Below are 13,638 nucleotides of genomic sequence, written 5' to 3' on the forward strand. Positions count from 1 at the left end.
ACCTCCAATTTCCGCTCTCTCCTGCTCCGCGAGACGCTCTTGCGGGACACCTAAACTCCAATTTCCACTCTCTCCTGCTCCGCGAGACGCTCTTGCGGGACACCTAAACTCCAATTTCCGCTCTCTCCTGCTCCGCAAGACGCTCTTGTGGGACACCTAAACTCCAATTTCCGCTCTCTCCTGCTCCGCAAGACGCTCTTGTGGGACACCTAACCTCCAATTTCCACTCTCTCCTGCTCCGCGAGACGCTCTTGCGGGACACCTAAACTCAAATCCCATCCCCCATATATCAACGAAAGCCACCGTATGTAAACCGATGGCTCCATGTACGTATTAGATTACAAAATCTGAAGGGATAAAGACTTTTACTTGCTGGGGTGAGACATACACTGTTTCTCCTATACGCAGCTGTAATGCATGAAATTGCTCTACACTCATTTGTGCTTCTAAGTATTCTTGTGTTTCTTCCCTTTTTAATTCCACATGTACAATCGGGCCGACTGTGTGGAGGTGTGATATCCTTGCGGTAATGGTGTCTTGTTCGGTTTTTTGCCGTGAAATCATAAGGTGATGCGGCCGCACATAGCCTACCGTTTCTATGTCAAACGGATGATGGTCATCCGCTACGCTAAACTGTGCTGCACCAATATCTAACTTCCCTTCACGAAGACGCCCGTGAAACAAGTTTACGTTTCCGAGGAAGTCGTATACAAATGAACTGGCAGGTTGTTCGTATATGTCTTGCGGTGTACCGATTTGCTCAATTTTTCCCTGGTTCATGATTACAATTCGATCTGCTACATCAAGAGCTTCTTCTTGGTCATGTGTGACGAAGATACTCGTAATTTTAAACTCATCATGCAATCTTCTTAACCACCTTCTTAGCTCTTTACGAACTTTCGCATCTAAAGCGCCAAAAGGTTCATCTAAAAGCAAAATTTTTGGTTCCACCGCCAAGGCACGTGCCAAGGCAATGCGCTGCCTTTGCCCGCCAGAAAGCTGAGACGGATATCTGCTGGAAAACTCCTGCATCTTAACTAGTTCAAGCAACGTTTGTACTTTCTCTTTTATTTCTACCGGTGAAGGTCTCCATTTCTTTTTACGCGCTTTCAGTCCAAACGCTACGTTCTCAAACACAGTCATATGTTTAAATAGTGCATAATGCTGAAATACAAAGCCAACTTGCCGATCTTGTACATGCACGTGAGTCAAGTCTTCTCCATTACATACAACGATGCCCTCATCTGCTATTTCCAGTCCTGCAATTACACGCAGCAGCGTTGTCTTTCCCGAGCCGGACGGACCTAGTAGCGCGACAAGCTCTCCCTCTTGAATAGTAAGATTGATATCCTGCAGGACATGAAACGAACCATAATACTTGGATAGATGTTGAATCTCAATCATCATATGCTCCTCCTACCGTTTTTCAGCTTTCCATTCGATCCAGTGCTTGATCAACAATGTGAGTAGTGCCAAAAGAGACATTAAAGATGCAACCGCAAAGGAGGCCGAAAAACGGTACTCATTATATAAAATTTCAATATGAAGCGGCATCGTATTTGTCACGCCGCGAATATGTCCCGACACAACAGATACAGCTCCAAACTCTCCAATCGCCCTGGCATTACATAAAATCATACCGTACAGAAGCCCCCACTTGATATTCGGAAGCGTCACCAACAGAAAGGTTCTCCAGCCCCCCGCTCCCAGCGATAAAGCTGCTTCTTCCTCTGCAGTTCCCTGCGCCTGCATCACCGGGATTAATTCGCGGGCAACGAATGGCAAAGTCACAAATATCGTCGCAAGCACAATGCCCGGCACTGAAAAGATAATCTTAATGCCATGCTCCACTAACCAAGGTCCCAATATCCCCCTTGGACTGAAGGTCAATACGAAAATAAGTCCAGCAATAACGGGCGATACAGCAAAGGGCAATTCAATAACGGTTAATAGCAGTTGTTTGCCACGAAAGCGAAATTTCGTGATGGCCCAAGCAGCAGCAACGCCAAACAATGTATTCAGCGGTACAACAAGCAAAGCAACTACTATTGTAAGCTTTATAGCTGATAAAGCATCCGGATCTGTAATCGATGCGACATACACACTCATTCCTTTTTCAAATGCCTTGAGAAAAATGGTCAGCAAGGGAATAAGTAAAAAGAAAATCAAATAGATGACTGCAATTGCAATCAGCAAGACAGGTATCCACTTGGATTCTGACTTACGCCGTAAAGCTTTCCTCTGTTTACTAGGTACGAATTGCAAAACAGGTGAACTCAAATCCTCTCCTCCTTCTAAGAAGCTTCCTCTTCATACCTTCTGCTTCGCGCCTGAATGACATTGATCAGCAACAGAAAGAGGAGCGAAATGCCAAGCATTACTGTGGCAATCGCCGTTGCTCCCGCGTAGTCATATTGCTCCAGCTTGGTCATGATAAGCAGCGGAGCAATTTCTGTTTTCATAGGCATGTTACCTGAGATAAACACAACCGAACCATACTCCCCTACTCCTCTAGCAAAGGCCAGTGAAAAACCTGTCAGCAAGGCGGGCACTGTCTCGGGAAAAATCACTTTACGAAAGATTCGCCATTTGGAGGCCCCGAGACTAGAAGCTGCCTCTTCAAGCTCTTTGTCTATATTGTGCAGCACCGGCTGTACCATTCGTACGACAAAGGGTAACCCAATAAAGGTCAGTGCTATGGTGATTCCTAGTGGTGTAAAAGCAGCCTTAATCCCAAGCTCTGCAAGCCACTTGCCAATCCAGCCGTTTTTAGCATACAGCGATGTAAGCGCAATGCCCGCAACCGCAGTCGGCAGCGCAAAAGGCAAATCAATCAGCCCATCAATGATTCGCTTGCCCGGAAACTGATATCGTACTAACACCCAGGCAAGCAGAAAACCAAAAACGGCATTGATGATAGCCGCTATAAAAGCTGTACCAAAGCTAAGCTTATAGGCTGCGACAATGCGGTCGCTTGTTACTATCTCGATAAACCGCCCCCAGCCTAAATCTGATGTTTTGACTACAATCATCGAGAGAGGCAGCAAAATAAATAAACTGAGGTAGGCAGTTGTAAAACCTAAAGAGATTCCAAACCCTGGCAAAATATGCTGCCGTTTTTTTCGCACTTCCGTTCCCCCCGTTATGTTGACCTACTCCTTATTTCTGATAAATTTGATCGAATACACCGCCATCCTTAAAGTGGGTGTCCTGTGCTTTTTTCCAGCCGCCAAACAGTTCATCCACTGTAAACAATTCAATTTTAGGGAATTGAGATTCATATTTTTGGGCTACTTTTTCATTGCGAGGGCGATAATAATGCTTTGCTGCAATTTCTTGCCCTTTGTCTGTATATAGGTACTCTAAGTAAGCTTTTGCAACCTTTGTTGTTCCCTTTTTCTCGGCTACTTTATCCACAACAGCTACAGGCGGTTCAGCCAAAATACTGACAGATGGAACGACAATATCAAACTTATCCTTACCAAGCTCATGCAACGACAGCAATGCCTCGTTTTCCCATGATATTAATACATCACCAATGCCTCTTTCTACAAAAGTCGTCGTGGCACCCCGTGCTCCTGAATCAAGCACCTCGACATTTTTATAGATATTGCCTACAAACTCCTTTGCCTTCGCTTCGTTGTTGCCATTGTTTTTCAGAGCATATCCCCAAGCCGCCAAGTAATTCCAGCGAGCACCTCCAGAGGTTTTCGGGTTTGGCGTAATGACAGAGACCCCTTTTTTAGCAAGATCGTTCCAATCCTTAATTTGCTTTGGGTTCCCCTTGCGCACTAAAAATACAATCGTCGATGTGTACGGTGTAGAATTGTTAGGTAAGCTTTTTTGCCATTCAGGTGTTAACAGCTTTCCTTGTTGACTGATTTCATCAATATCATAGGCAAGTGCTAGCGTGACCACATCAGCCTCTAGGCCATCAATAACAGAGCGAGCTTGCTTACCAGAGCCGCCGTGAGACTGCTTGATGGTAACTGTTTGGCCAGACTTCTCCTTCCAGTACTGAGCGAACTCTGTGTTAAAGTCCTGATACAGCTCGCGCGTAGGATCATATGAAACATTTAGCAGCTCTACAGCCTTAGGCTCCTCAGGCGCTTTTTCACTTACGCTTTCTGTACCTCCAGTTGAATTTGAGCAAGCAGACAAGAAAGTAACAGTCGAAATAATAGCAAGGGCATTTCTGAACAGCATTTTGTTACGCAGCATTTTCATCTCTCCTTTTTTAAATATAAAAAAGGCATACAACAATCCACAAAATGGATGCTGTATGCCTTCAGTCAACTGATCGGCGTATGAAATTAACTTAATTTTCTTTATTTTATTTCTACTTTTCCTATCTGTCAACTATGTTTTAAATTTTTCTCTTTAAAATAAAACTTTTAAGATACACTAAAAATGACGCTTGACGTAATTCGCTTTAGGAATTGCTTTGTTCGATGTTCTCTTGGATTCGTAAATATCTCTGCTGGGTTTCCTTCTTCTACGATAACGCCTTCATCCATAAAGATAACATGATTGGACACTTCTCTAGCAAAGCCCATTTCATGTGTCACAATTACCATGGTGATTCCTTCACGTGCAATATTGCGGATGACCTCCAAAACCTCTCCCACTAGTTCGGGATCTAATGCTGATGTTGGTTCATCAAATAAAATGACTTCAGGGTTCAAAGCAAGAGCACGCGCAATACCGACACGTTGTTGTTGACCACCAGATAGTTGACTTGGATAAGCATCTACTTTATCGGCTAGACCTACTTTTTCAAGAACTTCCAAGCTTTTTACTTTTGCTTCGTCCTTGGAAAGTTTCTGGACAATTACTAAGCCTTCCATAATGTTTTCTAGAACCGTTTTATGCTTGAAAAGGTTATAATGCTGAAATACCATACCTGTTTTTTTACGTAACTTCATAATATCTTGCTTGTTTGCACGTTTGCAGTTCACAGTGAGATCACCGATGGTCACTTCTCCGACGGTAGGACGTTCCAAAAAGTTTATACATCTAAGCAAGGTCGTTTTACCTGACCCACTTGGCCCCAAAATTGCTACTACATCTCCCTTATTTACATTAAGATTAATTCCATTTAACACGTTTTGTTTACCGAACGATTTCTGTATATTACGCAAGGAAATCATACTATGCCCCCTTTATGAAATACAGCTGCCCGTCTTTCTAATAAAGCTGTAATCCATTCTGCTATAATGGTTAATGTCCAATAGATGATCGCAACGGCTATATAAGACTCCAAGAACTTCAAATTGCTGGAAGCCACAATATTGGCTGCTCCATTTAGTTCTTTTTGAGAAACAATAAAAGCAATGGACGATGTATGCAAAAAGCCGACAAATATATGGCATAAATTAGGGAGAACAGCTGTAACCGCTTGGGGAAACACTATTCTTCTCATAGCTTGTGGAACACTCATACCAACAGAATAGGCAGCTTCGATTTGTCCCCTGCTTACTGCTAATATCCCGGCTCTGATGATTTCCGACATGTATGCACTGGCTGTAAGGGAAAATGCAATTAACACAAACAATAAAATGGGGATTGCATTTGACTTAAATGACCAACCATAATATGCAGCGATTTGATCAATAATCATCGGTAACCCTAAGTAAATTAACATAATGTGTAGCAGAATAGGCGTGCCGCGAAGAAATGATACATAAAAATCAGCGATATGATGGAGTCCTTTCACTTTATAAAGTCTGATGAAAGCCACGATGATACCTATAGCGAAACCGACTAGTAAAGGAACAATCGTAATAATCAACGTAAGCGGCAAAGCTTTTATAATTTCAACAAGTGCAATGAAAATGAACGGAACATCAATAACGATAGTATCTCCCCCTCTCTTTTTAGCAAAATAATATGTTAGTAGAAATTCATTGATTGGAGACTAGCTGTTGCTGATGGCGTTGTAGCTTGCTTTCGGACAGAGCGAAAAGTTTTTCAAGCAAGATTGCTATCAGGTAGTAAATGATGGACAATGTAATGTACACTTCCAAAGCATGCGCGGTCGCCGATATTAAGGTATCACCTCTCCCCAGCATATCCATTACACCAATTGTAAAAGCGAGCGAAGTATCCTTAAGAAACCCAATCACAGAATTAGCAAAGTTAGGAAACGAAGTAACTAGGGCTTGCGGGAGCACAATACGTATAAAGGTTTGTTTTTCATTCATTCCTATTGTGTATGCCGCTTCCACCTGACCCTTTTCTACGTTTGCCACGCCGCCTCTGATGATTTCGGAAAAAGATGCTCCGCTGCTTAACGCATAGGTAATAATAACAAACACCAATGGATCAACCCGAGAAAGGTCAATATGAATCCATTCTAAAATGGCTGGTAATCCGTAAAAAATTAAAAATAGTTGAATGAGTATGGGCGTACCTCTCATAAACGACACATATACAGCAGCAATTTGACGAACTACTGGAATATGGTAGATACGAGGCAGCGCCACGATAAATCCAATAACTATTCCCAATAAAACAGAAACTACAAGTATCAATATTGTAATAGGAAGGTAAGAAATGAGTTTAGGAAAGAAATCCAAAACAAGTGTAATATCGAATGCCTGCCCCATGATTCACCTCTTTCACTCAATTTTCAACAGAATAATCGTCTCCGAGCCACTGCTTACTTAATTTCTTAAGTGTGCCGTCGGCTTTTAGTTTTCTAATAGCTTGATCTGTTTTGATTTGCAAATCCGTTTCCTCTTTATTAAATAGAAAATATACCTTTGAATTGATGATGATGTCTCCCACTACCTTTTGTTGAGCATCAATCGCCTTATTGTTAAATTCCACCGCAAAAGGTGTGGCAAGGGTGGCGTCTGCACGTCCAGTCTTCAGCTGTGTGTTGGCATCATCGGCTCCTTGACCTGCGTATATAATTTCAATTTTCTTTCCATTTTGCTTGTTATATTTTTCAAGGAAAACAGCTGCATTGCTGGTTGCTCCCCATGCCCATCAACCTAAAAAATAAAAAGTGCTGGATTTTGATGGACGATTTTTATCTTCACATTGTTTGAATAACGTTGTATTCAAAAAGCGCATGACAAATAAGCCCTCATTACCCTATAAAAAAACACATGAGCATAGATTCTTGTGCTCATGTGTTTTTCTTAATATCCTATATCAGCAATACTCATAGTGCCACCAATGAACGTAGGCTGCCCAAGCTGCTGTAGGAGCCTTATACGTATGTAATTCTGGATTTGGCTCCGGTACCTGAATCAATACAGAAACATAGCCATCATTTCTTCCCCCATCAGATAGGACACCTTGATACCTAAATTGGCCACCAGTACAGTTATAAGCGGATACTTTCTTTGTATAATCTCTTCCATCATTCCATGGTGCACCACCACCAGCGTACCAAACTGTTCTATGATAACCCCTATCAACAAGCCAATCTTGAGCATAACCTACTGAAACACGGTAAAGGAGATTATCACGAGGAGGACAAGCATGTGGGTTATCTCTTCCGCCTCCACAACCCGCGTACGCATATTTTGCAACACTTAATTGGGATTTCAACTCTGCAGAAACCTCTACAGACTGAATTGTCTGATTTTGTCTTTCAAATGCTTCAGTTGCAAACTGGATAGTTTTATTATCTATACCTGCTGCTCGTGCACTCTGTTGATCAAAAATAGCAATTTCGTTGCTATCAAACTTTACAAATTTCATTACCTTATCCAGTTGCTTATTTATGTAGTCTAAAGGTGCATTATCTAGTGTGTATTCCTCTTCTGAGACGCTTGGTGCGGACAGTAAATTAGTGTTCTTCCGCGTGTCGCCAGCCTTCTTCATAAAATAATGTTCAAATTCCTTCATAAACTTCTTATTTTGTTGCTTAGCTGATTCCGAACTGTTATCTGCAAAAAGCTTATTTTGACCCTCATAATACTTCTGAGCTACTAGTATTGCCTCAGATGGCACTTTAGCCTTCTTTGCCGCTTTCATGTTCACAGTTACGAGCATCTCATTCTCATCTAGCTTTACATATTGCTCCATTTGTGTTAGAAAGCTGTCAATCTCAGAACCTGAAAAATTTTGCGGGCTAACTTTTGCAGAACTAGCAGCTTTTGCAGACACTTCTGTTAGTGCAGGGTTTGCTACAACTGCAGTGCCTAACGATAGAGCGACTGCGGTTATAAGAGCAAATTTTCTGAACATACTCTTTCCCTTTAAACTAACTTTAACCATTCGTGTTACTCCCCCTTGTGCTTTGTACATGTTGTACACTCAGGATAGAATTATAACACGATAAAGAGGAAATTAATAGAATATATTTAACAAAATGGAAATTATACTATTCTAAACCATTTTCTTTCAAGAAATTCCTCATTTTCTCCGAAGCTCTGTAACACTTACTTTTGTAACATAGAATATGCTGAGTAGAGTTGTAGTTTACAATTGCTTCTGTCTGCTCCTTGCTATATTTCTGCATCTCTGTTGATGTTTTAAAAAGTAGTTTATAATCCGCATTGTATTCATCTTTATAACTTGCCTTTTGGGAATTACTAAGTTCAGCTATCATCTCTTGAGGATTAATCACAGACACAGTATCATAATTACCGTTTTCTAAACGCTTTTTAATGATTAGCTGATCTAACACCCCAAATTCAGTCTTAAATAAACTATTAAACTTTACCTCAGTTTCTGACCTTAAGGGGGATGGATCTTGACAAGCACTCAGAATGAGCAGTGTACAAGAAACAAATAAAAATCTAATTACCATATCTCACACTCTCCTTTTGTATAGTAGTTAAAACACGAGAGGGCTAAGCAATAATTAACCCTCTTTTGTAGATTATACATTATTAACCATAACAACACAGCTTAGAGTTAGTGGAGTTCTGTCAACTAAATCTCATTTCTCACAATCTATTATACAATTGAGAAGCTCAATTCCCTTGGTGCTATACGGAAAATATTGGTCCTATATTTAATTAAGTTTGTGTGAGTACAATGGAATGGATAGTAAGGGAGATGCTACATGAAACCCATAATTTTCGCTATACCGGTTTTCCTCGGTATTTGCCTAGCCGCTACCGTATATCATCACTTGCCATTTACATATTAGGGGTAGTGTCACATGCCCATCAACCTAAAAGTGGAAACATTCTGGCTCAACCATACACAAAGCGCTACCAGTTCTCGTGCTTGGTATTTACTTTTTCGTTTCGTAAAGCCTGCTTGCCTGGCCAATTTCTCCAGGATATCTGGAGGTAAACATCGTTGTAATTCCTGTGAAAAGGTACAGCTCATCTGAAATCTTCATCAAAAAACGCCACCCTCTCCTATGAATCTACAGAAAAGAATAGCGTATTTTTTCGTTTTGGGGGTAACAAATAATTTTGGGTTGATGGGTATGGGTATCCGAGCATCACGACTCAGATCAAGTTGCCGGCTCTTCTCCCGAAGTTTTAATTTCACACTTATTAGCAAAAACCGAGCGAATTCGAATTGGCTCTGGAGGCGTTATGCTGCAGCATTACAGTCCATACAAAGTGGCAGAAAATTTTCATGTCCTCGAATCACTGGCTCCTAATCGTGTCGATTTAGGAATTGGGAGAGCGCCAGGGGGACTACCACATTCTACAAAAGCTTTGCAACAAGGAAATGATATGAGGCCTCTATTTGAAAAACTAATAGAGTTAGAACAATTTCTTCATGACAAGTTGGAGCCAACTCATCCTCTACATGGTTTAAAAGCGCAGCCCATTCCTCGATATCCTTTGCACATTTACTTGCTCGGAGCGAGTACATCTAGTGCAAGTGTAGCAGCAAACTTAGGCTTCTCTTATGTATTCGCGCAATTTATCAACAGCGATGAAAATACCATTGCCGAAGCATTTAAAACCTATCAGAAGAATTTTAATATGGAAAAAGGCACGCCCCATTCTATTCTGGCAGTCTCTCTTATCGTAACAGATACGGACGAAGAAGCTAAAGAGTTGGCTGCTGATGCAAAAATCGTCAAAATCCATCTCGAAAGCGGAAAGACATTAACTCTTCCAAGCGTGGAAAAAGCGGAGGAATACGGGAAACAGGCTGGAGAAAATTATACGATTACCACTCACGATGCAAATATTATTCATGGTTCTCAAGAGACTGTACGTAATACATTATTAATACTTCAACAAACATATCATTTGGAAGAGTTTATCATTACAACCCCCATTAAAGATTTCAACAAACGTCTTTATTCCTACAAAATATTAAAAGATGCTTTTTCAGAGCTTATTCCAAGATAAGGTTGCTACCACCTTTACCTTGCTAAGAAATTAGTATATTTCTATAAAAATTTATATTCGAATCTTATACAACTACTTTTCTCAAAACAGATATCTGATTAAAGCTTGCCATAAGAATTACCTGAGAGGACTGATGACAATGAAAGCTCCACTTCCCACAACAACCTTAAGCAATCTTGAAGAAAAGCTAGTAGCTATTCGACGACATTTACACCAGTATCCCGAACTTTCCAACGAGGAATTTGAGACTACAAAATATATACGCCAATGTTTAGAGGAGGCGGATGTTACTATTTTGGAAACAGAATTACAAACAGGTCTCATTGCAGAAATATCGGGTGATACAGAGGGGCCAATCATTGCCTTACGCGCCGATATTGATGCTTTGCCTGTTAACGAGCAAAGTGGTTTACCTTTCGCTTCTAAAATCCCCGGAAAGATGCACGCTTGCGGTCATGACTTTCATACGGCAGCAATGATTGGTGCTGCATACTTGCTGAAACAAAAAGAACATGCATTGAAGGGTACTGTACGATTTATTTTCCAGCCTGCTGAAGAAAATGGGGGCGGTGCCAAAAAAGTAATATCTGCAGGTTTATTAACAGATGTGCAAGCCATTTTCGGTATGCACAACAAGCCTGATTTACCGGTAGGAACGATAGGTATTAAACAGGGGGCCTTAATGTCTGGTGTAGATCGATTTGAGATTGAGGTGCAAGGAATGGGCACTCACGCAGCAGTTCCTGATGCTGGTATTGATCCTATTGTTGCCGCTTCTCATATTGTCATCGCGCTACAATCTATTGTCAGCCGTAACCTTAGCCCGTTCCAGCACGCGGTCATTAGTGTCGCAAATGTACATGCTGGCACAACTTGGAACGTTATCCCGGCAAACGCTATGTTAGAAGGTACTGTTCGTACATTTGATGAAAACGTTCGCGCCACTATACCTACAATAATTCGTCGAGTGATTGATGGTACAGCAAGTGCATACGGTGCACAAGCAAAGCTGCATTGGTACGCAGGTCCTCCCCCCGTACAAAATGATGCCCAGCTGACAACGCTTGCCGCTCAAGCTGCTGAAAAAATAGGTTTGACCATAGTTGAAGCTACGCCATCTATGGCAGGAGAAGATTTCGCTTTTTATCAAAAAGACATTCCTGGTTCCTTCGTGTTTATGGGTACATCCGGAACAGAAGAATGGCATCATCCCGCATTTACGGTAGATGAACGCGCTTTACCTATTAGTGCGCAATACTTTGCTACATTGGCGATAGATACATTACAGACAATGAGTAAAGACCTATAATACCTGAAAAGGTCCTTAACCTTGAACCGTTAAGGACCTTACGTATGCTATTGCTTATTTACAGTATGCACTTTCATTTTGCGTGATGTACCGCATCTATTTCATCATCAGGCTGTAAAATTGGCACGTCCGCCATAATGGTATTCGGGTATTTGATTCCTGCCCCCGTATTCAAAGCGATTACTGTTTCGTCCGGTCCGATCCATCCGTCTTTTCTCAATTGACGAGCCGCAACAAATACAGCCGCTCCCTCCGGGCAAACAAAGGTTCCTTCGAGTGACGCCACTGTCCTTAACTCCGCCAAAATTTCGTCATCCTTGACCGCAACGGCACATCCATTTGTGGCGTACAGCGCTTCTAGTACAAGAAAATCACCAAGTGCTTTTGGTACGTTAATACCGAAGGCGATCGTGGAAGAGCTTTCCCAAAATGCAGAAACCGCCTTTCCTTCTTCCCATGCTTTCACAATCGGGGCGCATCCTTCCGCTTGTACAGCTACTAATCTAGGCAGCTTGCCCGTTACCCATCCAAGCTCCTGTAGCTCTCGCAAGGCTTTATAGATACCAATAAGACCCACTCCTCCGCCTGTAGGATATAAAATGACATCAGGCAGTTTCCAATGCAGCTGTTCTGCAATCTCAAAACCCATTGTTTTTTTGCCTTCTATGCGATAAGGCTCTTTTAGAGTAGATGCATCAAACAGTTTCCCATCTTTTACCGCTTTTCCTACGATTTTACCGGCATCACTAATCAATCCGTTTACGAGCAACAGGTTGGCATCTGCAGCAACGCACTCTTTTCTTGTAATGCTTGGTGCATCGGTCGGCATAACAATAGTGGCTTTGATGCCTGCTCTCGCCGCATACAAGGACCAAGCTGCACCGGCGTTTCCATTTGTCGGCATCGCTAGTTCCTTCACACCTAGTTCCTTGGCTTTTGAAACGCCGACTGCCGCACCACGTGCTTTAAATGTGCCAGTCGGTATGACACCTTCATCTTTCATATATAGATGGCTAATCTCCATATCCTCCCCTAGTCTAGGCATAGAAAGCAAGGGGGTCATACCTTCTCCCAGAGATACAACATGCTCCGAACACTCAACCGGCAGCAATTCATGATATCGCCAAAGACTTCCTTCCCTTCCTATCAAATCTTGCGGAGAGAGCTTGTGCTTTAAAGTTTCTAAATCATATTGTACGAGTAGCGGAGAGCCGCACGCACATAGCTGCTGTTGGTGCGCCGTACTATATTCCTTATTGCACGTTGGGCAGAGCAAGTGTGATACATAGCTATATCTCATAGTCATTCCTCCTGTGATGAGCTGATGAAACAAAAAAGAGACGGCTTCACCTAGTTACACATAGGAAAAAGCCGCCTCCAGTTTTTCTGGTCAGCAAGATTTTGTTATTTGTACGATTCCATTCTACAAAAACAACCCTTATATAATACGAAATTATAATTAAACATATAGGAAAAGTAAACATAATTGTCTGTATATTATAAAAGTCTGCTGTTTTCCTATCAGACTCCGCTTAGTTTAAGTTGAAGACCAAGATAAAACAGGCTGTAGAGAAACCTTCCCTACAGCCTAAATGTGTATTATGCCGCCTGACTACGTGTGACGGCTTTTTTAATCCAATCTTTTCCTTCCACCAAGCGGGTAACCAGCATGGCTGAGATTGTATTTCCTGTGCTGTTTAGCAAGGTTGCAGGCGCATCAATGATGGTGGAAATGACCGCGATAATTGGTAGCACTTCCGGAGAGAATCCGTAGATGGAGATAATCAGCATCTCGCCGATCATGCCGCCTCCTGGAATTGCCCCCATCACAGCCCCTACTAAAAAGGCCACCGCAAGAATGCTGACGATGCTTGTAAAAGAAGTCATGTCTTTTCCAAATAAGCTGAACAAAAATACGATTTGTGAACTACCCGCCACCTACGCTTCGCTTAGAGGTGGGGGCTTCTAAGGTAATCGTACCTCACGGTACGAAATTGACTTAGCTATCGAGCCTATTCCATGCTCTATATATGATTATGC

At 42.0% G+C, this 13,638-nt stretch carries 11 protein-coding genes and 4 pseudogenes; 2 read left to right on the forward strand and 13 right to left on the reverse strand.

Annotated features, from left to right (window positions below; genetic code table 11):
* Positions 1 to 333 precede the first annotated feature (333 nt).
* The 11 genes and pseudogenes from EEJ45_RS17025 to EEJ45_RS19105 all read right to left on the reverse strand — a co-directional run.
* The gene (locus tag EEJ45_RS17025) at positions 334 to 1,407 is read right to left on the reverse strand and encodes a sulfate/molybdate ABC transporter ATP-binding protein (RefSeq protein ID WP_124565958.1); all 1,074 of its coding nucleotides are present in this window, start codon (positions 1,405 to 1,407) and stop codon (positions 334 to 336) included.
* A 9-nt stretch (positions 1,408 to 1,416) separates the two neighbouring features.
* Positions 1,417 to 2,265, reverse strand: coding sequence for a sulfate ABC transporter permease subunit CysW (gene cysW / locus EEJ45_RS17030; RefSeq protein WP_245999992.1), 849 nt, complete (start codon positions 2,263 to 2,265; stop codon positions 1,417 to 1,419).
* Between the two features lie 29 nt (positions 2,266 to 2,294).
* Positions 2,295 to 3,128 carry a sulfate ABC transporter permease subunit CysT gene (gene cysT / locus EEJ45_RS17035; RefSeq protein ID WP_124565960.1) on the reverse strand — a complete coding sequence of 278 codons (834 nt, stop codon included), beginning with the start codon at positions 3,126 to 3,128 and terminating at the stop codon, positions 2,295 to 2,297.
* Positions 3,129 to 3,159: 31 nt separating this feature from the next.
* Positions 3,160 to 4,227 carry a sulfate ABC transporter substrate-binding protein gene (locus tag EEJ45_RS17040; protein WP_380018314.1) on the reverse strand — a complete coding sequence of 356 codons (1,068 nt, stop codon included), beginning with the start codon at positions 4,225 to 4,227 and terminating at the stop codon, positions 3,160 to 3,162.
* 167 nt (positions 4,228 to 4,394) lie between these two features.
* Entirely contained in the window at positions 4,395 to 5,150 is a 756-nt protein-coding gene (locus EEJ45_RS17045) for an amino acid ABC transporter ATP-binding protein (RefSeq protein ID WP_124565961.1), read from the reverse strand.
* Complete coding sequence (locus tag EEJ45_RS17050) at positions 5,147 to 5,857, reverse strand: amino acid ABC transporter permease (protein ID WP_124565962.1); 711 nt, start codon at positions 5,855 to 5,857, stop codon at positions 5,147 to 5,149. Before EEJ45_RS17050 ends, EEJ45_RS17045 begins: the two co-directional genes overlap by 4 nt.
* 46 nt (positions 5,858 to 5,903) lie before the next feature.
* Complete coding sequence (locus tag EEJ45_RS17055; protein WP_124565963.1) at positions 5,904 to 6,608, reverse strand: amino acid ABC transporter permease; 705 nt, start codon at positions 6,606 to 6,608, stop codon at positions 5,904 to 5,906.
* A 16-nt stretch (positions 6,609 to 6,624) separates the two neighbouring features.
* Positions 6,625 to 6,939 (reverse strand): annotated as a pseudogene (locus tag EEJ45_RS17060) (transporter substrate-binding domain-containing protein); the annotation flags it as partial.
* Positions 6,940 to 7,161: 222 nt separating this feature from the next.
* Positions 7,162 to 8,235, reverse strand: coding sequence for a hypothetical protein (locus EEJ45_RS17065; RefSeq protein WP_124565965.1), 1,074 nt, complete (start codon positions 8,233 to 8,235; stop codon positions 7,162 to 7,164).
* Positions 8,236 to 8,341: 106 nt separating this feature from the next.
* Complete coding sequence (locus EEJ45_RS17070) at positions 8,342 to 8,770, reverse strand: hypothetical protein (protein WP_124565966.1); 429 nt, start codon at positions 8,768 to 8,770, stop codon at positions 8,342 to 8,344.
* A gap of 377 nt (positions 8,771 to 9,147) precedes the next feature.
* Positions 9,148 to 9,313 (reverse strand): annotated as a pseudogene (locus EEJ45_RS19105) (IS4 family transposase); the annotation flags it as partial.
* A 100-nt stretch (positions 9,314 to 9,413) separates the two neighbouring features.
* On the opposite strand from EEJ45_RS19105, the pseudogene EEJ45_RS17075 reads away from it, so the two are divergent.
* Positions 9,414 to 10,289, forward strand: a pseudogene (locus tag EEJ45_RS17075) (MsnO8 family LLM class oxidoreductase); the annotation flags it as partial.
* Between the two features lie 139 nt (positions 10,290 to 10,428).
* Positions 10,429 to 11,598, forward strand: coding sequence for a M20 peptidase aminoacylase family protein (locus EEJ45_RS17080; protein WP_124565969.1), 1,170 nt, complete (start codon positions 10,429 to 10,431; stop codon positions 11,596 to 11,598).
* Between the two features lie 73 nt (positions 11,599 to 11,671).
* Here the strand turns inward: EEJ45_RS17080 and EEJ45_RS17085 are convergent, their stop codons facing one another.
* Positions 11,672 to 12,898: a threonine synthase gene (locus tag EEJ45_RS17085; protein WP_124565967.1), complete on the reverse strand. Its 1,227-nt coding sequence runs from the start codon at positions 12,896 to 12,898 to the stop codon at positions 11,672 to 11,674.
* 299 nt (positions 12,899 to 13,197) lie between these two features.
* A pseudogene (locus EEJ45_RS17090) lies at positions 13,198 to 13,524 on the reverse strand (cation:dicarboxylate symporter family transporter); the annotation flags it as partial.
* Positions 13,525 to 13,638 lie beyond the last annotated feature (114 nt).

This window comes from Ectobacillus antri (assembly GCF_003852715.1).
In the GTDB taxonomy this organism is placed as follows: Bacteria; Bacillota; Bacilli; order Bacillales; family Bacillaceae_G; genus Ectobacillus; species Ectobacillus antri.

Bases quoted from the DNA above. Each gene is read 5' to 3' on its own strand.
- EEJ45_RS17070 (WP_124565966.1), bottom strand. From the start codon at position 8,770: ATGGTAATTAGATTTTTATTTGTTTCTTGTACACTGCTCATTCTGAGT.
- EEJ45_RS17025 (WP_124565958.1), bottom strand. From the start codon at position 1,407: ATGATGATTGAGATTCAACATCTATCCAAGTATTATGGTTCGTTTCAT.
- EEJ45_RS17085 (WP_124565967.1), bottom strand. From the start codon at position 12,898: ATGAGATATAGCTATGTATCACACTTGCTCTGCCCAACGTGCAATAAG.
- EEJ45_RS17065 (WP_124565965.1), bottom strand. From the start codon at position 8,235: ATGGTTAAAGTTAGTTTAAAGGGAAAGAGTATGTTCAGAAAATTTGCT.
- EEJ45_RS17055 (WP_124565963.1), bottom strand. From the start codon at position 6,608: ATGGGGCAGGCATTCGATATTACACTTGTTTTGGATTTCTTTCCTAAA.
- EEJ45_RS17040 (WP_380018314.1), bottom strand. From the start codon at position 4,227: ATGAAAATGCTGCGTAACAAAATGCTGTTCAGAAATGCCCTTGCTATT.
- EEJ45_RS17045 (WP_124565961.1), bottom strand. From the start codon at position 5,150: ATGATTTCCTTGCGTAATATACAGAAATCGTTCGGTAAACAAAACGTG.
- EEJ45_RS17080 (WP_124565969.1), top strand. From the start codon at position 10,429: ATGAAAGCTCCACTTCCCACAACAACCTTAAGCAATCTTGAAGAAAAG.